General features: G+C 68.9%; 21 protein-coding genes and 1 pseudogene. 11 read left to right on the top strand and 11 right to left on the bottom strand.

Features of this window, described 5'->3' with window-relative positions; all coding sequences use genetic code 11:
* Positions 1-8 precede the first annotated feature (8 nt).
* The 6 genes from QO015_RS20335 to QO015_RS20360 form a co-directional block, all read right to left on the bottom strand.
* A complete protein-coding gene (locus tag QO015_RS20335; protein ID WP_266283949.1) occupies positions 9-1175 on the bottom strand; it encodes an ABC transporter ATP-binding protein in 1167 nt (388 codons plus the stop codon).
* Positions 1176-1291: 116 nt separating this feature from the next.
* Positions 1292-2032, bottom strand: coding sequence for a copper homeostasis protein CutC (locus QO015_RS20340; protein WP_266283950.1), 741 nt, complete (start codon positions 2030-2032; stop codon positions 1292-1294).
* Positions 2029-2943, bottom strand: a complete 915-nt coding sequence (locus QO015_RS20345; RefSeq protein WP_266283951.1) for an ROK family protein — start codon at positions 2941-2943, stop codon at positions 2029-2031. The genes QO015_RS20340 and QO015_RS20345 overlap by 4 nt, the downstream gene beginning before the upstream one ends.
* Positions 2940-4112, bottom strand: a complete 1173-nt coding sequence (gene nagA / locus QO015_RS20350; RefSeq protein ID WP_266283952.1) for an N-acetylglucosamine-6-phosphate deacetylase — start codon at positions 4110-4112, stop codon at positions 2940-2942. Before nagA ends, QO015_RS20345 begins: the two co-directional genes overlap by 4 nt.
* 28 nt (positions 4113-4140) lie before the next feature.
* Positions 4141-5166 (bottom strand): SIS domain-containing protein, encoded by a 1026-nt coding sequence (locus QO015_RS20355; RefSeq protein WP_266283953.1) that lies wholly within the window; start codon positions 5164-5166, stop codon positions 4141-4143.
* Positions 5167-5170: 4 nt separating this feature from the next.
* Positions 5171-6019 (bottom strand): GntR family transcriptional regulator, encoded by an 849-nt coding sequence (locus tag QO015_RS20360; protein ID WP_266283954.1) that lies wholly within the window; start codon positions 6017-6019, stop codon positions 5171-5173.
* Positions 6020-6260: 241 nt separating this feature from the next.
* On the opposite strand from QO015_RS20360, the gene QO015_RS20365 reads away from it, so the two are divergent.
* Positions 6261-7322 (top strand): Gfo/Idh/MocA family protein, encoded by a 1062-nt coding sequence (locus QO015_RS20365; protein WP_266284321.1) that lies wholly within the window; start codon positions 6261-6263, stop codon positions 7320-7322.
* A 66-nt stretch (positions 7323-7388) separates the two neighbouring features.
* On the opposite strand, the gene QO015_RS20370 is transcribed toward QO015_RS20365, so the two are convergent.
* Positions 7389-8171, bottom strand: a complete 783-nt coding sequence (locus tag QO015_RS20370; RefSeq protein WP_266283955.1) for an SDR family oxidoreductase — start codon at positions 8169-8171, stop codon at positions 7389-7391.
* Positions 8168-8494 carry a nuclear transport factor 2 family protein gene (locus QO015_RS20375; protein ID WP_266283956.1) on the bottom strand — a complete coding sequence of 109 codons (327 nt, stop codon included), beginning with the start codon at positions 8492-8494 and terminating at the stop codon, positions 8168-8170. The genes QO015_RS20370 and QO015_RS20375 overlap by 4 nt, the downstream gene beginning before the upstream one ends.
* A gap of 97 nt (positions 8495-8591) precedes the next feature.
* Here QO015_RS20375 and QO015_RS20380 point away from each other — a divergent pair, with 97 nt between their 5' ends.
* From QO015_RS20380 to ettA, 3 genes are all read left to right on the top strand, one after another.
* Complete coding sequence (locus QO015_RS20380) at positions 8592-8957, top strand: winged helix-turn-helix transcriptional regulator (protein ID WP_266283957.1); 366 nt, start codon at positions 8592-8594, stop codon at positions 8955-8957.
* A 71-nt stretch (positions 8958-9028) separates the two neighbouring features.
* Positions 9029-10243 (top strand): NAD(P)/FAD-dependent oxidoreductase, encoded by a 1215-nt coding sequence (locus QO015_RS20385; RefSeq protein WP_266283958.1) that lies wholly within the window; start codon positions 9029-9031, stop codon positions 10241-10243.
* 121 nt (positions 10244-10364) lie between these two features.
* Positions 10365-12017: an energy-dependent translational throttle protein EttA gene (gene ettA / locus QO015_RS20390; RefSeq protein ID WP_266283959.1), complete on the top strand. Its 1653-nt coding sequence runs from the start codon at positions 10365-10367 to the stop codon at positions 12015-12017.
* A gap of 492 nt (positions 12018-12509) precedes the next feature.
* Here ettA and QO015_RS20395 read toward each other — a convergent pair whose 3' ends face one another.
* Positions 12510-13223: a hemerythrin domain-containing protein gene (locus QO015_RS20395; protein ID WP_266283960.1), complete on the bottom strand. Its 714-nt coding sequence runs from the start codon at positions 13221-13223 to the stop codon at positions 12510-12512.
* Positions 13224-13354: 131 nt separating this feature from the next.
* On the opposite strand from QO015_RS20395, the gene tam reads away from it, so the two are divergent.
* Positions 13355-14131: a trans-aconitate 2-methyltransferase gene (gene tam, locus QO015_RS20400; protein WP_266284322.1), complete on the top strand. Its 777-nt coding sequence runs from the start codon at positions 13355-13357 to the stop codon at positions 14129-14131.
* On the opposite strand, the gene QO015_RS20405 is transcribed toward tam, so the two are convergent.
* Positions 14128-14556: a VOC family protein gene (locus tag QO015_RS20405; RefSeq protein ID WP_266283961.1), complete on the bottom strand. Its 429-nt coding sequence runs from the start codon at positions 14554-14556 to the stop codon at positions 14128-14130. The genes tam and QO015_RS20405 overlap by 4 nt on opposite strands.
* 67 nt (positions 14557-14623) lie before the next feature.
* On the opposite strand from QO015_RS20405, the gene QO015_RS20410 reads away from it, so the two are divergent.
* Positions 14624-15229, top strand: a complete 606-nt coding sequence (locus QO015_RS20410) for a TetR/AcrR family transcriptional regulator (RefSeq protein ID WP_266283962.1) — start codon at positions 14624-14626, stop codon at positions 15227-15229.
* Here QO015_RS20410 and QO015_RS20415 read toward each other — a convergent pair.
* Positions 15226-16149 (bottom strand): hydrogen peroxide-inducible genes activator, encoded by a 924-nt coding sequence (locus QO015_RS20415; protein WP_266283963.1) that lies wholly within the window; start codon positions 16147-16149, stop codon positions 15226-15228. The genes QO015_RS20410 and QO015_RS20415 overlap by 4 nt on opposite strands.
* Positions 16150-16301: 152 nt before the next feature.
* Between QO015_RS20415 and QO015_RS20420 the strand changes: the two genes are divergently transcribed.
* The 5 genes and pseudogenes from QO015_RS20420 (at position 16302) to metH (ending at position 24461) form a co-directional block, all read left to right on the top strand.
* A complete protein-coding gene (locus QO015_RS20420; protein ID WP_266283965.1) occupies positions 16302-17786 on the top strand; it encodes a catalase in 1485 nt (494 codons plus the stop codon).
* A gap of 119 nt (positions 17787-17905) precedes the next feature.
* The gene (locus QO015_RS20425; RefSeq protein WP_266283966.1) at positions 17906-18634 is read left to right on the top strand and encodes a B3/B4 domain-containing protein; all 729 of its coding nucleotides are present in this window, start codon (positions 17906-17908) and stop codon (positions 18632-18634) included.
* Between the two features lie 71 nt (positions 18635-18705).
* Positions 18706-19713 (top strand): ArsR/SmtB family transcription factor, encoded by a 1008-nt coding sequence (locus QO015_RS20430; RefSeq protein WP_266284323.1) that lies wholly within the window; start codon positions 18706-18708, stop codon positions 19711-19713.
* Positions 19713-20627: a methylenetetrahydrofolate reductase [NAD(P)H] gene (gene metF, locus QO015_RS20435; protein ID WP_370877475.1), complete on the top strand. Its 915-nt coding sequence runs from the start codon at positions 19713-19715 to the stop codon at positions 20625-20627. The genes QO015_RS20430 and metF overlap by 1 nt, the downstream gene beginning before the upstream one ends.
* A gap of 16 nt (positions 20628-20643) precedes the next feature.
* A pseudogene (metH, locus tag QO015_RS20440) lies at positions 20644-24461 on the top strand (methionine synthase).
* Positions 24462-24464 lie beyond the last annotated feature (3 nt).

Genomic DNA, 24464 nt, shown 5'->3' on the forward strand with positions numbered 1-24464 from the left:
CGGGCCCTTCAGGAACGGATGGCGGCTTCGGTCTTGGCGTCGAAGACATGCACGCGCGCGGCCTCGACCGTGAGGCCGATGCGCTGGCCCGACTTCACCGCCAGCGTGCCGTCGAGAACGGCGCGAAGCCGCGTCCGCGCGCTCGACATCTCGTCGCCCTCGGAGGTGACGTCGCTCGCGACCACGGCGCCGGCGTCGAGGTCGACATGGACGAGCAGGCTGGCGCCGAGATCCTCGACGAAGGCGACGCGGCCGCAGAGCCGGCCCGGCGCGGACGGGTCGTCCTCGGCGATCTGGAGCGCCTCGGGGCGGATGCCGGCGACAACGGCACGGCCGTCGCTCGCCGCGAGCGCCGGGCGCTCCGCAAGCGCGGCGGCATCGAGGGGAACCGTGACCTGGCCGAGGCGGAGCGCGGGGCCGCCATCCGCGCTGCCGACCGTCCCCGCGAGAAGGTTCATGGGTGGCGAGCCGATGAAGCCGGCGACGAACAGATTGGCCGGGGCGTCGTAGAGGCGGCGGGGCTCGGCGAGCTGTTGCAGCACGCCCTTGTTCATCACGGCGACGCGGTCGCCCATCGTCATCGCCTCGACCTGGTCATGCGTGACATAGATCGTGGTGACGCCGGTCATCTTCTGCAGGCGGGCGATCTCCGCGCGCATCTGGCCGCGCAGCCGCGCATCGAGATTGGAGAGCGGCTCGTCCATGAGATAGGCCTTGGGCGAACGCACCAGCGCCCGGCCCATGGCGACGCGCTGGCGCTGGCCGCCCGAGAGCTTGCCCGGCTTGCGGGCGAGATAGTCGCCGAGCTCGAGCAGTTCCGCCGTCTCGCGCACTTTGCGGTCGATCTCGGCCTTGTCGGCGCCGCGGACCTTGAGGCCGAAGCCGATATTCTCGGCGACGGTCAGGTGCGGGTAGAGCGCATAGGACTGGAAGACCATCGCGATGTTGCGTTCGCGCGGGGCGAGATCGTTGGCGAGCTCGCCATCGATCCGCAACTCGCCGTCGGAGATTTCCTCGAGGCCCGCGATCATGCGCAGCGCCGTCGACTTGCCGCAGCCCGACGGCCCGACAAGCACCAGGAACTCGCCATCGGCGATGGTGAGGTCGAGCGCGTTCACGGCGATCTGGCCGTCGTCGTAACGCTTGGTGACGCGGTCGAATACGATCTCGGCCATCGGGTCCTTGCCTTCCGTCAATTCACAAAATGCCACAGGAGCCGATCGGCTGTCAAAGACCTAGCGTGCTGAACTATCTACCAGATTTCTGCCCGTTGATCGCCAAATGGCGACGATCATGTTCGATTTTGTTCGATCTGCAACGCCTCGACCAGCGCGGCGACCATCGCTTCGGAGGTCTCCACGCGCCGCGCTTCCGCGGTGAAGCCGAGCGCGATCGCCTCGGCCGCGAAGGCGACGTCGGCCGCCCGGCAGGACGCGTGGATTTCGCGCGCACCGGTCGCCGCGATGATCGAGGCGGCGTTGTCGGGTCGAACACCGGAGCCCGGCATGACGGAAATTCGTGCAGCCGCCTGTTTGACGAGCGCCGCGATTGCGGGGAGCGCGTCCCCGGCCTTCGCCGCGCCGCCCGAGGTCAGGATGCGCTCGAAGCCGAGGGCGACGGCCGTCTCCAGCGCGGCCGCCCGGTCGGGCACGAGGTCGAAGGCCCGGTGCAGCGTGCGGCCGAGACCTTCCGCATGCAGCGCGAGACGGGCGAGCAGGTTTTCGTCCAGCGCACCGCCGGGCTCGCTCGCGCCGAGCACGACGCCGGCGAGCCCCGCCTCGCGGACCGCGTCGATCTCGCGCCGCATCTGGTCGATCTCGGCCGGCGAGAAGACGAAGTCGCCGGCGCGCGGCCGGATCATCGCATAGACGGGAACGGGCGCGCGCGCCGCGAGCGTCATCAGGCCGGGCGAGGGCGTCAGGCCGCCGAGGGAGAGGGCGCTGCACAGCTCGATACGGCCGGCGCCGCCGGCGACGGCCGCGACGAGACCGTCGGCGCCGTCGATGCAGATCTCGACCGTGACGGCGCTCATGCGCCTTCGTCGCTTTCCAGCGCCAGCATCGCAGCGCCGATGAGCCCGCTGGCGCCGCGCGTCGTTCCCGGCACGACGAGCGGGCCCGGATAGCGGGCGAGGACGCGGGCGCGGACCGCTTCGTCGAGGAGGGCGAACAGGCGCTCTTCCGAGGAGAGACCGCCGCCGATCGGGATCAGCGAAGGGCCGAGCGTGTTCACGATCATCGCCAGCGGGCCGGAGACGAGTTCGACGAAGGCCTCGATGGTCCGCGCCGCCTTCGCGTCGCCGGCATGCCAGCGGGCGGTGATGTCCTTGCTGGTCGTCGTTTCCCCGGCAAGGCCGAGATGGATGCGTTCCAGCCCGCGCGCCGAGCCATAGGTATCGACGCAGCCCGTCTGTCCGCAGCCGCAGGCGATCAGCGGAATGCCGCGCACGCGCACCGCATCGGCCAGCACCGGGCCGTGGCCCCATTCGCCCGTCACGCCATGCGCCCCGCGCACCAGTCGCCCATGGACGACGAGCCCGCCGCCGACGCCGGTGCCGAAGATGGCGCCGAAGACGACCGGAAGCCCGCGCCCGGCGCCGACCGTCGCCTCGGCAAGCGCGAAGCAGTCGGCGTCGTTGCCGACGCGGACCGGCACGCCGAGCCGCTCGCCGAGTTCGGCCGCGATCACATGGCCGGTGATGGCGGGGACATTCGCGGCGCTGGCGATGCCGGTCGCCGGATCGACCGTGCCGGCGATCGAGATGCCGACGCGATCCGCGCCGCCGGCTTCCGCGACCAGGTCCGCGACGGCGCCCGCGAAGGACGCGAAGGAGTCATGCGGCGTCGGGCGGGTGGCCCGGCCGCTGATCGCCCCGTCGGAGCCGACGCGGGCGATCTCGATCTTGCTGCCGCCGATGTCGAAGGCGACGGTCCGTTCGTTCATGGGGTTCCGCCGATTGCCGCGAAGTCCTGCCTCTGGCCGCCGATATAGACGTCGCGGATATCGAGCGCATCGGAGAGATGCACGAAATCGGCGCGCGCGCCTGGCCCGATCCGGCCATGCGTGCGGTCGATGCCGAGCGCCATGGCGGGATAGATCGAGGCCATGGCGAGCGCCTCGTCGCGCGCGATGCCGACGGTGTCGATCATGAAGCGGATGGCGGTGATCATGTCGAGATCGGAGCCGGCCAGCGTGCCGTCGTCAAGCGTCAGCTTGCCGCCGCCGCGCGTGATGGTGCGGCCGCCGAGCGTGATCGTCGCGAGGTCGGAGCCGACCGTCGACATCGCATCGGTGACGAGATAGATGCGCGCCGGCCCGGCCTTGGCGCGCAGCGCGGTGGCGATGGCGCCGGGATGGACATGGAAGCCGTCGGCGATCAGCCCGCACCAGACATCGCCGGAATCGAGAACCGCGCCGACGAGGCCGGGGCTGCGATGTCTGAGCTGGCTCATGGCGTTGAAGAGATGCGTCGCGAAGCGCGCGCCGGCCGAGAAGGCGGCGCGGGCGACCTCGTAGGAGGCGTCACTGTGGCCGATGGCGACGTGGATCCCGGCTGCGGCGAGCCGGGCGATCTGCGCCGGCGGCACCGTCTCGGCGGCGACGGTGGTGAGCACATGCTCGATGCCGGTCGAGGTCAGCCGCTCGAGGTCGCTCTCCTCCATCGGGCGGATGAGGTTCGGGTCATGGGCGCCCTTGCGCGCGACAGAGAGATGCGGCCCCTCGATATGGATGCCGAGGCAGCCCGGAACATCCGCGGCGATGGCGTCGCGGACGGCGGTGATGGCCGCCGCCGTGACGGCCGGCCGGTCGGTTATCAGCGTCGGCAGCAGCGCCGTCGTGCCGAAGCGCGCATGCGCGGCGCAGATGGCGCGGACGCCCTCGACGGTGGTGGCGTCGTTCAGCAGCGCGCCGCCGCCGCCATTCACCTGCAGGTCGACGAAGCCGGGGGCGATGAGGCCACCATCCAGCATGATCTGCTCGGCATTCTCCGGAAGCGATCCCGGCGCGGCCGTGCCGGCGATTGTCCCGCCATCGACGATCACCGCGACATCGCCGAGGCGCCGCAGACCGTCGAAGACCTCGGCGCCGATATAGGCCTTGAGGCTGGTCATTTTCTTGTTCCTCGCTGTTGCCGCCGGGTCAGACCGTTTCCGTCACCTTCTTCAGGTGGCGCGGCTGGTCGGGATTGTAACCGCGCGCTACCGAGACCGCTTCGACGAAGCGATAGAAGGAGAGGCCGATCGAGATCGGATCGGTGAGGGCGTGGCCGGTCGGCGCGATCGGCAGCTTCGGTCCCGGCACGTCGGCGGCGGTCGCCGCGAAGACCTTCGCGCCGCGCTGGTGCAGCGCGGAGACGGTGGCGACGAGGCTCGGCGCGGCCGCGTCGTTCGGGATGAAGGCGAGCAGCGGGAAGAACTCGTCGACCAGCGAGACCGGGCCATGCTGCAACTCGGCGCCCGAATAGGCCTCGGCATGCAGGATCGCCGTCTCCTTGAACTTCAGCGCCGCCTCGAGCGCGATGGCGAAACCGGGGCCGCGGCCGATCGTGTAGAGCGACTTCGCGTTCACGAAGGTCTCGAGCGCCGGGCTCCAGTCGCAGGCGAGCGCCGCCTCGAGCCGGTCGGGGAGGGCGGCAAGCGCCGCCTTGAGTTCCTCGTCCTCGCGCCAGGCGGCGAGGATGGCGAGCGCGCCGACCACCGCCGTCACGAAGGACTTCGTCGCCGCGACGCTCTTCTCCGGCCCCGCGCGGAGCGGAATGAAGCCATCGACGCGGGTGGCGAGCGGCGCGTCCTCGACATTGACCAGCGAGAAGGTGGTGGCACCGGCCGCCTTCACCGCATCCATCAGCGCGACGATGTCGGGGCTCTTGCCGGATTGCGAGATGCCGAGCGCGGCGGCGCCGGCCAGCCGCAGCGGAGCACCGTAGATGGAGGCGACCGAGGGGCCGAGCGAGGCGACCGGCGTGCCGGCCGTGATCTCGCAGGCATATTTGAAGAAGGTGGCGGCATGGTCGGAGGAACCGCGCGCCACCGTCACGATCACCTTGGGGTCGAGCGCCCTCAGCCGCGCCCCCGCTTCCGCGATGGCGCCGGCCGATTCGGAAAGGAGCCGGCGGACGGCGGTCGGCGCCTCGTCGATCTCGGCGCGCATCAGCGTGGTGGTCATGGCGTCATCCTTGGCTGGCTTGGGTGGTCGGGCTTGCCGGGCCGGCGTCGGTGCCGGCTCCATGGGGCGAAAGGCTGAGTTCGGCGACGAAGTCGCAGGCATCGCCGCGATAATGCGAGCGGGTGCATTCGACGACGCTGCCGTCGGGGAGATAGGCGATGCGCTCGATGGCGACGGCGGCGGAGCCGGGTGCCGCCTCGAGCAGCCGCGCCTCGCTCTCGCCGAGCGAGACGGCGGCGAGCCGCTGCACGGCGCGGACGGGCTGCATGCCGGCGCCCGCCAGCGCGTCGTAGAGCGAGGCACCGACCTTCGCCGGATCGGGGATCGCCGTGGCGGGAACGATGGCGCGCTCGATCGCGACGGGATCGCCGTCGACGAGGCGGAGGCGCGTCAGCCGCGTCACGGCATCGCCCGGCGCGATGCCGAGCAGGGTAGCTTCCTCGGCGGTCGCGGGGCCGGCCGAACGGTCGAGCCAGCGCGTGCCGGGCACATGGCCGCTCGCCGTCATGTCCTCCGTGAACGAGGTGAGGCGCGACAGCGGCTGCCGGATGCGTTCGGCCGGGCGGCCGACATAGGTCCCGGAACCATGGCGCTGGCGCAGGACCCCCTCGTCGACGAGACCGCGCAGCGCCTTGCGCACGGTGACGCGCGACACGCCGAGCTGGGTGGCGAGTTCGCGCTCGGCCGGAAGCGCGTCGTTGGTCCGGAGCCTTCCTTCGGCGATGCCGGCGCGGATCAGCGACTGGAGGCGCAGATAGAGCGGGCCGGATTCCTCGCCGCCCAGGCGGTCGGGACGGAACAGCGGCGTGGTCGCGCCACCCCGCATCGTGCCCTCCGCCGCTCGCCCAGCCATCGCCGCATCCTCGTGAAATCCACGCCGGCGACAATACCAAAATAAATCCAATCGTCGAGAGAGAAGGTTGCCTTCCGGCGCGGAGGATGACGGCGGCGGTCAATTCTGCCAGAGTTTCGCGCCCCGACGCCGGAGGGAGGACGACGGCGCCGGCCTTGCCGCAGCGTTTCGCGGCTCCCGCCCGTCTTGCGTCCTCCACGCCGCGCCCCCGACGCGCCACAACGAGGATGCCATGACCGCCATGCCCCGCCCCGATGCGCCGATCCGCGTCTTCGTCGCCGGTCTCGGCCAGATGGGCCGCAGCCATGCGCTCGCCTATCACGCCGAGCCGGGCTTCGAGATCGTCGGTCTCTACAACCGCTCGCCGGTCGAGTTGCCGGAAGAGCTGAGGGGCTATCCGCGTGTCGAGAGCTTCGAGGCCGGCCTCGCGCTGAAGCCCGACCTCGTCTCGATCAACACCTATTCGGACAGCCATGCGTCGCTGGCCATCGCGGCGATGGAGGCGGGCGCACATGTCTTCGTCGAAAAGCCCCTGGCGCCCACCGTCGAGGAGGCGCGGCGCGTCGTCGAGGTCGCGAAGCGGGAAGGGCGCAAGCTCGTGGTCGGCTATATCCTGCGCCACCACCCGTCATGGCAGCTCTTCGTCGAGACGGCCCGCTCCATGGGCGGCCCCTATGTCATGCGCATGAACCTGAACCAGCAGTCATCGGGCCATGCCTGGCACATTCACAAGCAGCTCATGAAGACGACCTCGCCGATCGTCGACTGCGGCGTGCACTATGTCGACGTCATGAGCCTCATCACCGGCGCGCGCCCGGTCGAGGTCCGGGGCATGGGCGTCCGCCTTTCCGACGAGATCGCGTCGGACCAGGTCAATTACGGGCATCTGCAGGTGATCTTCGCCGATGGCTCGGTCGGCTGGTACGAGGCGGGCTGGGGGCCGATGATCTCGGAAACCGCCTTCTTCGTGAAGGATGTCATGAGCCCGCGTGGCGCCGTCTCGATCGTCATGGACGAGGGCGCGAAGTCCGACGATATCGACACGCATTCCAAGACGGCGCGGCTGCGGGTCCACCATGCCGAGACAGGGCCGGACGGGCATTTCATGCGCAAGGACGAGCTGATCTCGACCGAGGACGAGCCGGACCACCAGGGTCTTTGCGACCGCGAGCAGGCCTACGTTCTGAAGGCGATCCGCGAGGATATCGACCTGTCGCAGCATATGGCCGACGCCGTGACCTCGCTCGAGATCGTCCTAGCCGCCGACCTCTCGATGCGCGAGGGGCGCAGCGTGAAGCTCTAGGCGGGCGCTGCCGGAGAGGCTCCGCGATCGGGATCGGCCGCCGAGCCCTTGTTGCATCTCGAAGGCTCAGGCCGTCGGCACGGTGCCACCGTCGATGACATGCTCGGTGCCCGTGATCGCAGCGGCGCGCGGCGATGCCAGGAACAGGATCAGGTCGGCCACCTCGGCCGGGCGGGCCGGCCGTCCGAGCGGGATGCCGCCGAGCGAATCCATGATGATCCGCCGGCCGCCCTCGACATCGGTGCCGGCCTCCTCGGCGATGCGTTCGGCGAGGGCGACCGACGCTTCGGTTTCGACCCAGCCGGGCGAGACGCGCACGACCCTCACCCCATGCGGCGCCACTTCCTTCGACAGGCTCTTGCTGTAGGTCGAGAGCGCCGCCTTGGCCGCGGCATAGGCGGTGGTCGATTCCGGCAGCGGCAGGCGGTGCTGGATCGATGTCACATGCACGATGACGCCGGAGCCCTGCGCGATCATCGAAGGCAGCAGCGCGCGGTCGAGCCGGACGGCCGGCATCAGGTTGTGGTCGATCTCCTTCTGCCATTCCGCGTCGGAAAGGGCCGCGAAGCCGCCGGCCGGGGCGCCCGATCCGCCGAGCACATCGACGATGACGTCGACGCCGCCGAGCCGGGCGAGCACCTGACCGGCGACGCGCGCGCAGCCCTCGGCCGTCATGAGGTCGGCGGCGATGAAGACGACGTTCTCCGGCGCCTCATCGGGAACGGTCCGGGCGGTGGCGACGATGCGCGCACCCTCGGCGGACAGCGCCGCCACCACCGCTGCGCCGACGCCCTTGGTGCCGCCCGTCACGAGGACATGCTTGCCGGCGAGACCGAGATCGAAGGTCATGGCGCGATCTCCAGGCGGGCGATCGCATCGTCCGCGAGCGTGAATCGGTAGCGAAGATCGATCGGGCTCCCCGGAAATGTCCCGGCAAGATGGGCGGTGACGACAATCGCCTCGCCTTCGGCGTCGATGGCTATGGGCTCGACGGTGTACTGGTATTGCGTGGACGTCTCACTCTTCCAGCGCGCGATGGCCTCGCGGCCGCGATGCGTGCGGCGCTCGTCGACGACGACGGCGTCGCTGGTGAAGCAGTCGGCGACGTCCGCGCCCCTGGTGCCGTCGGCGGCGAAATAGCGGGCGATGGGTGCGGGTAGTGAAACAGCCATGGCTGATCTCCGGCGTGACCTTGTACGCCCACCGAAATCGGCCTAGCCTCACGAAAGCGCAAGAACGGACAAAAAAGTAAGGTACTTACCGAAAAGTATGTCCAGCACCTACACACGGGAGTCGGCGGCCGAGGGGGTCGAGAGCGCGCTCAAGCTGCTCGAGGGACGATGGAAGCTGGTGATCCTCTTCCATCTCTTCGGCGGGCATGTCCTGCGCTTCTCGGATCTCGAACGCTCGATCGAGGGCATCTCGCAGAAGATGCTGATCCAGCAGCTCCGCCAGATGGAGGCGGACGGAATCGTCCGCCGCATCGTGCATCATCAGGTGCCGCCCAAGGTCGAATACTGCCTGACGGATTGGGGTCAGGCCCTGTGCCCGGCGCTCGATGCGCTGCTTGGCTGGGCGTCGCAGAGGGACCGGGCCGCGGCCGCGTCCGAGAGCCCGCCCGGGCGGGTCGCCTGAGGGCCGGCCCGCCCTTGTCTTTGCCGTATTCCCAATGCCACTCTCGCCGCCGCAATCCGGGGCGACCATCCATGAAGACCATTCTCATCATCGGCGGCGGCCATGCCGGCGCCCAGGCGGCGGCGAGCCTCAGGAGCGACGGTTTCGACGGCCGCGTGATCCTCGTCTCCGCCGAGACCGAGCTTCCCTACCACCGCCCGCCGCTCTCCAAGGCCTTCATCAAGACGGCCGACGAAGAGCTGCAGGAATTGCGGCCGGCCCTCTTCTACGAGAAGAACGGCATCGATCTCGAGCTCGGCCGCAAGGCGATCGGCATCGATCGCGCCGCCGGAGAGCTTCTCCTCGAAGACGGCAGGCTCGGCTTCGACGCGATGGTGCTCGCGCCGGGTGCGCGGGTGCGCATCCCGCCGGTTCCGGGCATCGATCTCGGCAATGTCTTCATGCTGCGCACCGCCGGGGATGCGCGGCGCCTGCGCGAACGCTTCGCCGTCGCGAAGGACGTCGTCGTGGTCGGCGGCGGCTTCATCGGCCTCGAACTCGCGGCGACGGCGCGCCTGCTCGGCAAGACGGTGACGGTGCTCGAGGCGGCGCCGCGGCTGATGGGCCGCGTGGTCGCGCCGCAGATCTCGGCCTTCTTCCTCGATCTCCATCGCGGCCTCGGCTCGACCGTTCTGCTGGAGACGCCGGTCAAGGCGATCCTCGGCGAGGACGGCGTCGCGGTCGCCGTGGAGACGCTTTCGGGCGAGCGCATCGCCGCCGACACGGTGATCGTCGGTGTCGGCGTCGTGCCGAACATCGAGCTCGCGGCGGAAGCCGACCTTACCGTCGCTAACGGCATCACGGTGGACGAGGCGATGCGGACCTCCGATCCGCGCATCGCGGCGGCCGGCGACGCGGTCGAATTCCATCACTGGCAGCTCGGCCGGACGGTCCGGCTCGAAAGCGTGCAGAACGCCGTCGACCAGGCCAGGACGGCGAGCGCGACGCTGATGGGCAAGGCCGAGCCCTATCGCGCCGTGCCGTGGTTCTGGTCGGATCAGGGCGACGTCAAGCTGCAGATGGTCGGCCTCTCCAACGATGCCGATCGCAGCGTGCTGCGCGGCCGGCCGGAGGATGGCAGCTTCTCGGTCTTCCACTATCGCGGCGATCTGCTCGTGGCGATTGATTCGGTGAACCGCGCGGCGGACCACATGCTCGGCCGCCGCCTGCTCGCCGCCTGCACCTCGCCGACCCCCGAACAGGTCGCCGATCTCGGCTTCGACCTGAAGAGCCTGATGACGCGCTGACGCCGCGCTGCGCGCCGGATTCCGCCGCGCGCGTTGCTCCGCAGCATGGGTTCGACTAGAAGAGCGCCAGACCCATCCCCAAATGCCGCGCTTCCCCCGGAAGCCGCTTGGAGCACACCTCATGGCGCGCCAGTTCATCTATTTCATGCAGGGCCTGACAAAAGCCTATCAGGGCGGCAAGAAGGTCCTCGAGAACGTCCATCTCTCCTTCTATCCGGACGCCAAGATCGGCGTGCTCGGCCCCAACGGCTCGGGCAAGTCGACGCTCCTGAAGATCATGGCCGGCCTCGACAAGGACTTCACCGGCGAGGCCTGGGTCGCGCAGGGCGCCACGGTCGGCTACCTGCAGCAGGAGCCGCCGCTCGACCCGGACAAGACGGTTCTCGAGAACGTCATGCTCGGCGTCGCCAAGAAGCAGGCGATTCTCGATCGCTACAACGAACTGATGATGAACTATTCCGACGAGACGGCGGACGAGGGCGCCAAGCTCCAGGACATCATCGACAGTCAGAATCTCTGGGATCTCGAAGGCCAGGTCGAGATGGCCATGGACGCGCTGCGCTGCCCGCCGGGCGAATCCAGCGTCGTCAATCTTTCGGGCGGCGAGCGCCGCCGCGTCGCGCTGGCGCGGCTTCTCCTCGAGCAGCCCGATCTGCTGCTCCTCGACGAGCCTACCAACCATCTCGACGCGGAGTCGATCTCCTGGCTCGAGAATCACCTGCGCAACTATCCGGGCGCGATCCTGATCGTCACCCACGACCGCTACTTCCTCGACAATGTGACGGGCTGGATTCTCGAGCTCGATCGCGGCCGCGGCATCCCCTACGAGGGCAACTACTCCGTCTATCTGGAGAAGAAGGCCAAGCGGATGGAGCAGGAAGGCCGCGAGGACATGACCCACATGAAGGCGATCGAGCGCGAGCGCCAGTGGATCGCCTCTTCGCCGAAGGCCCGCCAGTCCAAGTCGAAGGCCCGTATCCGCGCCTATGACGAGCTGGTCGAGGCGGCGCAGGCCAAGACGCTGCAGACGGCGCAGATCGTCATCCCGGTCGGCGAGCGGCTCGGCGGCAAGGTCATCGAGGTCGAGAACCTCACCAAGAGCTATGGCGACCGCGTCCTCATCGAGAATCTGAGCTTCAAGCTGCCGCCCGGCGGCATCGTCGGCGTGATCGGCCCGAACGGCGCCGGCAAGTCGACGCTGTTCAAGCTGATCACCGGCGAGGAGAAGCCGGATTCGGGCACCATCTCGCTCGGCGAGACGGTGCAGCTCGGCTATGTGAACCAGGGCCGCGACGACCTCTCCGCCAACAAGACCGTCTGGGAGGAAATCTCCGGCGGCGCCGAGGTGTTCTATCTCGGCAAGAAGGAGGTCAACACGCGGGCCTATGTCGGCGCCTTCAACTTCAAGGGCACCGACCAGCAGCAGAAGGTCGGTACGCTCTCGGGCGGCCAGCGCAACCGCGTCCACCTCGCCAAGCTGCTGAAGGACGCCAACAACGTCATCCTGCTCGACGAGCCGACCAACGACCTCGACACCGAGACGCTCGCCGCGCTCGAAGAGGCGCTGGAGGATTTCGCCGGCTGCGCCGTGATCATCAGCCACGACCGCATGTTCCTCGACCGTCTGGCGACGCATATCCTCGCCTTCGAGGGCGACAGCCATGTCGAGTGGTTCGAGGGCAACTTCGCGGATTACGAGGAAGACAAGAAGCGCCGCCTCGGCCCCGATTCCGTCAACCCGCACCGCATCAAGTACAAGAAGCTGACCCGCTGAGGCCTCGAGCCGGCGCGCCGGGGCCTGCCCGGGCGGCGCGATCGTTCGCCGCCCGCTTCGTGCGTCTCGCGCGGGGCGCTGTTCTTGCCGGTCTCGTCATGGATGGGTGGTCGACGTCGTTCGCGTCTCGCGGCTGACGGGCGATGCACGACGGCGGTTACGCCGCGCACCGCCCGCAGCCCCACCGGCCCTGCCGGTTGAGACGAGCCCCGCGGGAGGGCGAGACACAAGGGCTGGCGGACGATCCTGCCTGGGTCTAGGGGGCAGGGGCAGAACCGTCCGCCCTTCCTCAGCCTAAAGGCCAAGGGTTTCGGATCGGCCGCACGGGCTACAGGCGGCCGGGAGCCGCAGGATCGCCCGGGATGCCCCAGACGGGGGCTGGGCACGGTGCCCGGGGATCACGGCTTCCTCGGCGCCGGGGTGGTGGCGCCGAACTTGATTGGCAAGGTGCGCTCCGACGAGGGGCATGTCTGTGACGACGGTCACAAGTGGTCAGGCGGCGAGGCGTCCCGCGCCCGTTTCCATCGGGACCGCCGCGTCGATCGCTGCCGACAGGATGCGTTCCGCTTCGAGCGCGAAGCCGTCCCCGTCCCTGAGCGCGGCCAGCCGAAGGAGCGCACAGGCGCCGTCGCGGTCCACTCCGGCGGCGATGACCGCGAGATTTGTGCAGGCTTCCGTCGCATCCAGCCGGGCGAGCAGGGCGCGCCTGGCCGCGAACAGTGTCGCCGGCGGGAAATGGTCGACGAGGGCCGGCCGGGCGCGATCCTGCTCGTTGCCGAGATGGATGAGGCAGTCGCCGACGAAATGCCGGACGAGCACGAGCGTGGCGCGGAAGGTCCGCTGGCGGTCGTGGGTGGACGCTCCCGCGAGCGCGGCGAGCGACTCGCCGATCGCCTCCGCGGCCTCGGCGAGCGCGGCATGGGTGGCGCCGAGCTCGGCGGCGATCCGGGGCGCGGCGATGGCGATGAGCGGCAGCAGCGTCGCCGCCTCGGCGCGGGCGTGGCTGTCGACGAGCCGGGCGACAGCGCTCCAGCGGGCGGCGATGGCGCCGCGGTGCGTCTCGTCATGCAGCGCTACGACCGCCAGCACGTCCGCGAGCGCGAAGCGCATCGCGTCATGGGCCGGGCCGTAGAGATCGGGGATCATCGCGTCGTCGGCGGTCGGAATCGGCATGGCAGCCGGAATCGGCATGGCGGTGCTGGTCATCGGTGTGGCTCCTCGCGGCCGGTCCTGCGTGACCGGCGATGGGCACGGCATTAGCAGTACCCTGCGCGGCGGGGAGTGACGGCCGTCACGTTTCGGCGCGATGATGCGGCGCAACGGAGAAGGAGCGGATGATGGACTGGTCGGCGGGGCAGTATCTGAAATTCGAGGACGAGCGGACGAGGCCCGCCCGCAATCTCCTCGCCGAAGTGCCGCTCGCGGCGCCGCGCCTTTGCGTCGATCTCGGCTGCGGTCCCGGCAATTCGACGGAACTCATCGCTGCCCGCTATCCTGGCGCGCGCGTGGTCGGCGTCGATACGGCGCCGGATATGCTGCGCGCCGCGCGCGAGCGGCTGCCGGGCGTCGAATTCGTCGAGGCCGATGTGGCGGCCTGGCAGCCCGACGAGCCAGCCGATCTTCTCTTCGCCAATGCGGTGTTCCAGTGGGTACCCGACCATCTCGCCGTGCTCGAGCGGCTGATGGGCGCCCTGGCGCCGGGCGGCGTGCTCGCCGTCCAGATGCCGGACAATCTCGGCGAACCGAGTCATCTCATGATGGAGGAGACGGCGCGCAGCGCCGCCTTCGCCGAGGCCTTCGCCGGGCGGATCATCCGGCGGACGCCCTTGCCGGCCCCGCGCAGCTATGTCGAGAGGCTCGCGCCGCTCTCGGCGCGGGTCGAGGTCTGGCACACGATCTACCAGCACCGTCTCGCCGATGCCGCGGCCATCGTCGAATGGGTGAAGGGAACCGGCCTCCGTCCCTATCTCGATGTCCTGCCGCCGGAGCGCCGCGCCGTCTTCGTGGACGCCTACACCGCGCGGATCGCGGAAGCCTATCCCACGCTCGCCGCCGGCGGCGTTCTCCTCGCCTTTCCGAGGCTGTTCATCGTCGCGGTGAAGGCGTCCGGCTAGGGTGCGGCGGCGCCTTCGGCGAACTGCGCCAGGAAGGCCTCGCTCGGCGCGATCGGCGTGATCACGTCGATCAGCACGCCGGCGGGGTCCGCGGTGATGAAATGCCGCTGCCCGAAAGGCTCGTCGCGCAGCGGCAGCAGGATCGGCAGTCCCCTGGCCGCAAGTTCGGCATGGACGGCATCGACATCGGCGACTTCGAAATTGAGCAGCATGCCGCCGGCCGGGCGACCGCGCGCCGGCATGGGGATGGTCTCGTGGCCGGCATCGAGAACGGCGAGGTTTACCGTCTCGTCCTCGCTCGACTGGAGATGGACATACCAGTCGCTCTCGAAAAGCGGCCGGAAGCCGAAATGCATCCGGTAGAAGGCGCTTACCGCACCGACGCCCTGCACCATGAGCACCGGATAGTACTGCGTCGTCTTCATGGTCTTGCTCCCGCGTCCAGAAACATGCAGTCTGTATGTATCGTGAAATAACATACAGGCTGCATGTATGCAAGAGCGTCGGACCAATCTCGCGCGGAGCATGGAGACGCGCGCGGCCCTCGTCGCGGCGGCGCGCGCCGTCTTCATCGAGCGCGGCTATGCGGCCGCCGGCACGCCGGAGGTCGTCGAGCGGGCCGGGCTCACGCGGGGCGCGCTCTATCACCACTTCGCCGACAAGCAGGCGCTGTTCGATGCCGTCGTCCGCGACGAGGCCGAACAGGTGGCGGCCGAAATCAGTGATTCATCCGTCGGCGCCGGGACGGCTCTCGCGGCACTCATGGCCGGGTCGCGCGCCTATTTCCGCGCGATGGAGAGGGAAGGGCGAACGCGCCTGCTCCTCGTCGAGGGACCGGCCGTGCTGGGCCCCGAGCGGATGCGCGCGATCGATCTTGAGACCGGCGGGCGGGAATTGCGCGAGGGCGTCCGCGCCGTGCTCGGGATGGACGCCGACGCGGCCGAGGTCGAGGCTCTTGCCGATCTCGTCTCGGCGATGTTCGACCGCGCCGTGCTCGCCGGTGCCTGCGGCGCCGACCGCGCCGTCTACGAGACCGTCATCGACACCCTTCTCGCAATGATCGCGCGCCGCGAAGGCGAACCCGATCCTGCCGGCTAGAGTCGGTCGCCGTCTCTGCGCGTCGTCTCGCTTGCGCGCATCGCCTCGACGACGAGGTCGCCGAAAGCCGCGAAATCGGCGATGCGGGGCGAGGAGCGGCGCCAGACGAGGCCGATCTCGCGCTTCGGCTCCGGTTCGGCGAAGCGCGAGAGCGCGATTCGCGGATCGCGGGCCTCGATCTCGATGCAGATCTCGGGAAGCAGCGTCACGCCATAGCCGTTGGCGACCATCTGCATGATGGTGGCGAGACTGGCCGAACCGAAACCGCTTTGCAGCTCCGATTTCTGGATCCGGCAATAGGTGAGCGCCTGGTCGCGCAGGCAGTGGCCTTCCTCGAGCAGCAGAAGCCGGTCGGCCGGAATGGCGTCGGGGCCGGCGAGGCGCGGCGGCGGCGATTCGGGGTTGGCCTGCCGCGCGAGCAGGAAGCGATCGGTGAAGAGCGGCCGGCTGCCGAGCGCGGGATCGCCCGGCGGCAGCGCCATCAGCAGAAGATCGAGCCGTCCCTGCGCCAGTTCCTGCGTCAGTTGATCGGTCCGCGTCTCGCGCAGCTGCAATTCGAGCGCCGGATAGGCGGCATTCACCCGCGGCAGGATGCGCGGCAGCAGGTAGGGCGCCACCGACGGGATCACGCCGAGCTTCAGCGTTCCGGAGAGGACGGCGCCGCCATGGCGTGCGAAATCGGTGAGGTCGCGGACATCGCCGAGAATGCGCGCCGCCCGGTCGGCGATCTCGCGGCCCTTCGGCGTCAGGGCGACGCGCCGGGCGCCGCGCTCCACGAGCGGCAGTCCGAGCACGGCCTCCAGCTCCTGGATCTGCTGCGAGAGCGCCGGCTGCGAGATGCCGCACTCGTCCGCGGCGCGGCCGAAATGCAGCCGGCGCGCGACGGCGTCGAAATAGCGGAGCTGGCGAAGCGTGATCAATCCGCCCTCGTCGGAAACCGGCGTCGTGCGATCAGATAAACTTATCGCACGCACCATTCAATGTGATTGGAACCGATCCAGACTGCATGGCATGGTAGCGCCATTCGAGCGGGCCGCATTCGAATGACCCGCGATCATCCATGGAGGGCGCCATGACGGACAAACCGACGGACACGCCGAGCACCTTGACCACGACGGCGGGTGCGCCGGTCGCTGACAACCAGAACTCGCTTTCGGCCGGCCAGCGCGGCCCGCTCCTGATGCAGGACTGGCAGCTCATCGAGAAGCTGGCGCATCAGAACCGCGAGCGCATTCCCGAGCGCGTCGTCCACGCCAAGGGCTGGGGCGCGCATGGCACGCTCACGGTCACGCACGACATCACGAAATACACCAAGGCGAAGATCTTCTCCGAGGTCGGCAAGAAGACCGATCTCATCGCCCGTTTCTCGACGGTGGCGGGCGAACTCGGCGCCGCCGATGCCGAGCGCGACGTGCGCGGCTTCGCGGTCAAGTTCTACACCGAGGAGGGCAACTGGGACCTCGTCGGCAACAACACGCCCGTCTTCTTCGTCCGCGACCCGCTGAAGTTCCCCGACTTCATCCACACGCAGAAGCGCCACCCGAAGACCAACCTCCGTTCGCCGACGGCGATGTGGGACTTCTGGTCGCTTTCGCCCGAGAGCCTGCATCAGGTGACGATCCTGTTCTCGGATCGCGGCCTGCCGCAGAATGTCCGGCACATGCACGGGTTCGGTTCGCATACGTTCTCGTTCATCAACGCTGCGAACGAACGCTTCTGGGTGAAGTTCCATTTCAAGTCGCTGCAGGGCATCAAGAACTGGACGAACAGCGAGGCGGCCGGCGTCGTCGGCCAGACCCGCGAGTCGACGCAGGAGGATCTCTTCGGCGCCATCGAGCGCGGCGACTTCCCGCGCTGGCGCTTCGCCGTCCAGATCATGCCCGAGGCCGATGCGGACAAGACGCCCTACAATCCCTTCGACCTCACCAAGGTGTGGCCGCATGGCGACTATCCGCTCATCGATGTCGGCATCATGGAATTGAACCGCAACGCGGACAATTACTTCGCCGAGATCGAGCAGGCGGCGTTCTCGCCCTCGAACATCGTGTCGGGCATCGGCTTCTCGCCGGACAAGATGCTGCAGGCGCGCATCTTCTCCTATGCCGACGCGCATCGTTACCGGCTCGGCACGCATTACGAGGCGCTGCCGGTGAACCATCCGAAGGTGCCGGTGCACAACTACCACAAGGACGGGCAGATGCGCTTCTTCCCGCCGGGCGCCCCGTCCGACGCCTATTACGAGCCGAACTCCTTCTCCGGCCCGAAGCAGGACGAGCGCTTCCGCGAGCCGCCGTTGAAGATTTCCGGCGACGCGGACCGCTACGACCATCGCTCCGGCAATGACGACTACACGCAGGCGGGCAATCTCTTCCGCCTGATGTCGCCGGAGCAGAAGCAGCAGCTCTACGGCAACATCGCCGCGGCGATGCAGGGCGTCCCGGTCGAGATCGTCAACCGGCAACTCGTGCATTTCTACCGCGCCGATCCCGATTACGGCATCGGTGTCGCCGCTGCGCTCGGCCTCCCGACCGACGGTCTGGCCGCCGCCGCGGAGTGATCCGACCCGTCTCGACACGGAACGGCCCCGCCTCGCGCGGGGCCGTTTTCGTTCATGGCCGGCTTTCGTCCCTCGCCCCGGCTTGCTACGACGCCTCGTCCATTTGAGGAGGCGTCGCGTTGCAGATCGATATCTCCGAGCTGGCGGAAGCCTTTCCCGAGTTCCGCGTCGCGGTCGTGCTCTTTGACGGGCTTTCGATCCCGCCCATCCGTCCCGAGCCCCTCGACCGCGCGATCGCGGAGCGGGAGGCGGCGGCGCTGGAGCGCTTCGGCGCGACGGAGCTGTCGGCCATCGACGGCGTCGCGGCCTGGCGGCGGGCCTATCGCGCTTTCGGCATCAAGAAGACCAGCTACCGGTCGTCCGTCGAGCGGCTGATGAAGAACGTGCTGGCGGGGCGGCGGCTTCCCGGGATCAACGGTTTCGTCGACGCCTACAATGCCGTGTCGCTGGCCCATGTCCTACCGATCGGCGCCGACGATCTCGACCATGTCGCGGGCGACATCGCCTTCCGCTTCGCGCGGCCGGGCGACAGCTTCCTCGACATGGCGGGCGGCGAGGACGGCGAAGGCGGTGCCGGCGAGGATCCGCCCAAGCCCGGCGAGGTGGTCTATGCCGATGGCGAGAAGGTGCTCTGCCGGCGCTGGAACTGGCGGCAGGACATGCGCTCCCTCGTCCTGCCGGCGACGCGGCGCGCGGTGGTGACGATCCAGTCGAACGGCTGGGGCAGCGTCGAGGCCGCGGCCGACGACCTCCTGCGCCTGGTCGCCGGGACGTCCGGCGGACGTGCCGCGGTCTTCGTCGCCGGGCGCGACCGGCCGCGCGTGGAAATCGTGCCGCCGGCCGTCTGAGCCCTTTACTCATATAAAGATATCTTTATATCTTGCGGAAGCCGCTCTTCGCGGCATCCGGAGGATGGCTGGTGGACGGCGGTGCCGAGAAGCTCGATGTGGAGACGCTGGTCGCGACGCTGAAGGCGGCCGGCGAGCCGACGCGGCTGCGCATCCTGGCGCTGCTGTGCCGCAGCGAGCTGACGGTGAAGGATCTCACCGCGATCCTCGGCCAGTCGCAGCCGCGCATCTCGCGCCATCTGAAGCTGCTGGCCGATTGCGGGCTGATCGCGCGCTATCCGGAAGGCGCCTGGGTCTATTATCGCCTCGCCGAAAGCGATCCCGGCCGCCGCATCGCGCAGAGCCTCGTCGGGGTCGCCGATCCGGCCGATCCGGAGCTGGTGCGCGACCGCGAATGGCTGGCGGCCGTCAAGCGGCAGCACCAGAGCGAGGCCTCGCGCTATTTCGCCGACAATGCCGCCGACTGGGACACGATCCGCTCGCTGCATGTCCCCGATGCAGCGGTCGAGCAGGCGATGGCGAAGCTGGTCGGTGACCGGCCGATCGACCGCTTTCTCGACATCGGGACCGGCACGGGCCGTCTGCTCGAGCTCTTCGCGCCGATCTATCGCAGCGGCGTCGGCATCGACGCCTCGACCGCGATGCTCGCCGTCGCGCGGGCCAATCTCGACAAGGCCGGCGTGACGCAGGCACAGGTGCGCCTCGGCGACATCATGAAGCTGCCCTTCGCGCGCGACAGCTTCGATCTCGTCGCGATCCATCAGGTGCTGCACTATCTCGACGATCCGGCCGAGGCGCTCGGCGAGGCGGCGCGCGTGCTGCGGCCGGGCGGGCGTCTGCTCGTCGCCGATTTCGCCCCGCACGGGCTCGAATTCCTGCGCGAGAAGCATGCGCATCGCCGGCTCGGCTTCTCGCATGACGCGATGCTCGGCTGGACACGCGGGCTGGGGCTCGAAACGGAAAAGGTTCTCGATCTCGGCGCGGGCGCCGGGGCCGATTCACTCACGGTGACGCTTTGGCTGGTGCGCGATCCGCGCTTCACCATGGCGGGCGTCGAACGGGGCTGGGAGAGCGCATGATGAGCGAGGCCGCCGCGCGGGCAAGCCGGACGAAGAGCGGGAGCGACGGGCTCCGCGTGTCGTTCGAGTTCTTTCCGCCGAAGACCGAGGCGATGGAGGAGACGCTGTGGCGCTCAATCGAGCGGCTTGCGCCGCTCGCGCCGTGCTTCGTCTCGGTGACCTATGGCGCCGGCGGCTCGACCCGCGAGCGCACGCATGCGACCGTTTCGCGCATTCTCGCCGAGACGGCGCTGAAGCCGGCGGCGCATCTCACCTGTGTCGGCGCGACCCGCGCCGAGGTCGACGCGGTCGTCGATGCCTATGCCGAGGCCGGCGTTCGCCACATCGTCGCGCTGCGCGGCGATCCGGCCGAGGGCATCGGCGCCGCCTATCGCCCGCATCCCGGCGGCTATGACCGCTCGGCCGATCTCGTCGCCGCCATCCGCTCCCGCCATCCCGAGATCGAGGTCTCGGTCTCGGCCTATCCCGAGCGCCATCCCGAAAGCGCCGACTGGGCGACCGAGATCGACAATCTGAAGCGCAAGGTCGACGCGGGCGCCACCCGCGCCATCACGCAGTTCTTCTTCGACAACGACCTCTATGCCGCCTATCGCGACCGCGTCGCCGCGGCCGGCCTCGACATTCCGATCGTTCCCGGCATCGTGCCGGTGCTGAATTTCACCCAGACCGCGAAGTTCGCCGAAAAAGCCGGCGCCAGCGTGCCGCCCTGGTTCGCCGCGCGCTTCGAGGGCCTCGAGGACGACGCCGCGACGCGCCAGCTGGTCGCCGCCGCCGTGTGCGCCGAACAGGTCTTCGACCTCGTCGACCGCGGCGTGGCCGACTTTCATTTCTACACGATGAACCGCGCCGATCTCGTCTACGCTATCTGCCACCTCCTCGGCATGCGGCCTACCCGGGTCGCCGCGGCGGCGTGAGCAAGGAGCAGGATCGATGACCAATAAGGGACATGTCCGAAGCGCAGTACTCGCCGCCGAGGCCGCGAAGCGCATCCTCGTGCTCGACGGTGCCATGGGCACGATGATCCAGCGCCTGAAGCTCACCGAGGCCGATTTCCGCGGCGAGCGGTTCAAGGACTGGCCGCGCGACCTCAAGGGCAACAACGACCTCCTGATCCTGACGCGGCCCGACGCTGTCGAGGCCATCCACCGGCAGTATTTCGAGGCCGGCGCCGATATCGTCGAGACCAACACCTTTTCGTCCACCTCGATCGCGCAGGCCGATTACGGGATGGAGGCGCTCGCCTACGAGCTGAACTTCGAGGGTGCCCGCATCGCCCGCCGCGCCGCCGACGCCGTCGCCGCCGCGACAGGCCGGCCGCGTTTCGTCGCCGGTGCGATCGGACCGACCAACCGCACCGCCTCGATCTCGCCCGACGTCAACAATCCCGGCTTCCGCGCCGTCACCTTCGACGAGCTTCGCGCGGCCTATGCCGAGGCCACCCGCGGTCTCGTCGACGGCGGCGCCGATCTCATCCTGATCGAGACGATCTTCGATACGCTGAACGCCAAGGCCGCCGTCGCCGCGGTCGAGGACGTCTTCGAGGAGAAGGGCGTCAGCCTGCCGGTCATGATTTCGGGGACGATCACGGATCTGTCCGGGCGCACGCTTTCGGGCCAGACGCCGACCGCCTTCTGGTATTCGCTGCGCCATGCGAGGCCCTTCTCGATCGGGCTCAATTGCGCGCTCGGTGCGCGCGAGATGCGCGCCCATATCGACGAGATCGGACGCGTCGCCGACACGCTGGTCTGCGCCTATCCGAATGCCGGGCTCCCGAACGAATTCGGCGAATATGACGAGAGCCCCGAGGCGATGGCGAAGCTGGTCGGCGAGTTCGCGCGCTCCGGCCTCGTCAATGTCGTCGGCGGCTGCTGCGGCACGACGCCGGATCACATCGGCGCCATCGCGCAGGCCGTCGAGGGCGTCGCTCCGCGCCGCATCCCCGAAGTGGCGCCGCAGCTCCGCCTGTCCGGCCTGGAGCCCTTCACCGCGGCGGCGTGACGGCTGCCGGAAAACCTGTACCCTTGCGCATCGCGCCCGAGGCAGGGCGCGGCAACCAGCAAAGCTCGTTCATGACCACCGCCACGGCCTCCTTCATCAATATCGGCGAGCGCACCAATGTCACGGGCTCGGCGAAGTTCAGGAAGCTGATCACCGCCGGCGACTATGCGGCGGCGCTCGACGTCGCGCGCGAGCAGGTGGCCAACGGCGCGCAGATCCTCGACGTCAACATGGACGAGGGCCTGCTCGATTCCGAAGCGGCGATGGTCACCTTCCTCAACCTGCTCGCCGCCGAGCCCGATATCGCGCGCGTGCCGATCATGATCGACAGCTCGAAATGGTCGGTCATCGAGGCCGGGCTCAAATGCGTGCAGGGCAAGCCGATCGTGAACTCGATCTCGCTCAAGGAAGGCGAGGGGCCGTTCCGCGAGCAGGCGAAGAAGCTGCGCCGCTACGGCGCCGCGGTCGTCGTCATGGCCTTCGACGAGAAGGGGCAGGCCGACACCTTCGCCCGCAAGACCGAGATCTCCGCCCGCGCCTATCGCATCCTCGTGCACGATATCGGCTATCCGGCCGAGGACATCGTCTTCGATCCGAACGTCTTCGCGATCGCCACCGGCATCGAGGAACATGACAATTACGGCGTCGATTTCATCGAGGCCGCGCGCTGGATCCGGCAGAACCTGCCGCATGCGCATGTCTCGGGCGGCGTCTCTAACCTGTCCTTCTCGTTCCGCGGCAACGAGCCGGTGCGCGCCGCGATGCATTCGGTGTTCCTCTATCACGCCATCGCCGCCGGCATGGACATGGGCATCGTCAATGCCGGCGCGCTGCCGGTCTATGACGACATCGATCCCGAACTGCGCGAGCGCTGCGAGGATGTCGTCCTCAACCGGCGCAAGGATTCGACCGAGCGGCTGCTCGAGATCGCCGAGCGCTTCAAGGGCGGCGGTCAGCAGAAGAAGGAGGCCGACCTCGCCTGGCGCGACTGGCCGGTCGAGAAGCGGCTGGAGCACGCGCTCGTGGCCGGCATCACCGATTTCATCGAGGCGGACACCGAGGAGGCGCGGGCGAGGTCGGCGCGTCCGCTGGACGTGATCGAGGGGCCGCTGATGGCCGGCATGAACGTCGTCGGCGACCTGTTCGGCGCCGGCAAGATGTTCCTGCCGCAGGTGGTGAAATCCGCCCGCGTCATGAAGCAGGCCGTCGCCTATCTGATGCCCTTCATGGAGGAGGAGAAGCGGCGGCTCGGCGCCTCCGGCTCGTCGTCCGCCGGCAAGGTGCTGCTCGCGACCGTGAAGGGCGACGTGCACGACATCGGCAAGAACATCGTCGGCGTCGTGCTCCAGTGCAACAATTTCGAGGTCATCGATCTCGGCGTCATGGTCCCGGCCGCGAAGATCCTGTCGGTGGCGCGCGAGGAGAAGGTCGATGTCGTCGGCCTGTCCGGGCTCATCACGCCCTCGCTCGACGAGATGTGCCATGTCGCGGCCGAGATGGAGCGCGAGGGTTTCGATGTGCCGCTGCTCATCGGCGGCGCGACGACCTCGCGCGTCCACACGGCGGTGAAGATCCATCCGAACTATGGCCGCGGCCAGACCGTGCATGTGATCGACGCGAGCCGCGCCGTCGGTGTCGCGTCGAGCCTTCTGGGGCGTGATCGCGGCGCCTATGTCGCGGATATCCAGGCCGATTATGCCCGCATCGCCGAGGCGCATCAGCGCGGGCAGGAGGCGAAGCGGCGCATCACGCTCGCCGACGCGCGGGCCGACGCGCTGAAGCTCGACTGGACGACCTACCGGCCGGTTCGCCCAAGCTTCCTCGGCGCGCGGCTCTTCCAGGACTATCCGATCGCCGAGCTCGTTCCCTATATCGACTGGACGCCCTTCTTCGCGACCTGGGAGATGAAGGGGACCTTCCCGCAGATCCTCGATGACGAGAAATTCGGCCCGGCGGCGCGCGCGCTGCTCGCCGATGCCGAGGCGATGCTCGCGAAGATGGTCGAGGAGCGCTGGGTGAGCGCCAATGGCGTCGTCGGCTTCTGGCCGGCCAATGCGGTCGGCGACGACATCGCGCTCTATGAGGACGAGAGCCGGCAGGTGGAAAAGGCGCGGCTGTTCACGCTGCGCCAGCAGATCGCCCGCTCGACGGATCGCCGCCGCCATGTCGCGTTGTCGGATTTCGTCGCGCCGGTCGGCAGCGGCGTCGCCGACTATGTCGGCGGTTTCGCGGTGACGGCCGGCATCGGCGAGGAGGCGGTGGCGGAGCGCTTCGCGCGGGCCAACGACGATTATTCCAAGATCCTCAGCCAGGCGCTCACCGACCGTCTCGCCGAAGCCTTCGCCGAACGGATGCACGAGCGGGTGCGGCGCGAGCTCTGGGGCTATGCCCCGGACGAGAATCTGACGCCGGCCGAGCTGATCCGCGAGGGCTATGCCGGCATCCGTCCGGCGCCCGGCTATCCGGCGCAACCCGATCATACCGAGAAGCGGACGCTGTTCGATCTCCTCGATGCCGAGAACGGCGCCGGCATCATGCTCACCGAGAGCTTCGCCATGTGGCCGGGCTCGTCGGTCTCGGGGCTCTATTTCGCCCATCCCGAGAGCTTCTATTTCGGTGTCGGGCGGATCGAGGCCGATCAGGCGGCGGACTACGCCGCGCGCAAGGGCTGGCCGGTTTCGGAAGCGGAGCGCTGGCTGGCGCCGATCCTCAACTACGATCCCGCGACGCGCTCCGTGGCGGCCGAATAAGGG

The organism is Kaistia geumhonensis, assembly GCF_030815145.1.
Taxonomy (GTDB): Bacteria; Pseudomonadota; Alphaproteobacteria; order Rhizobiales; family Kaistiaceae; genus Kaistia; species Kaistia geumhonensis.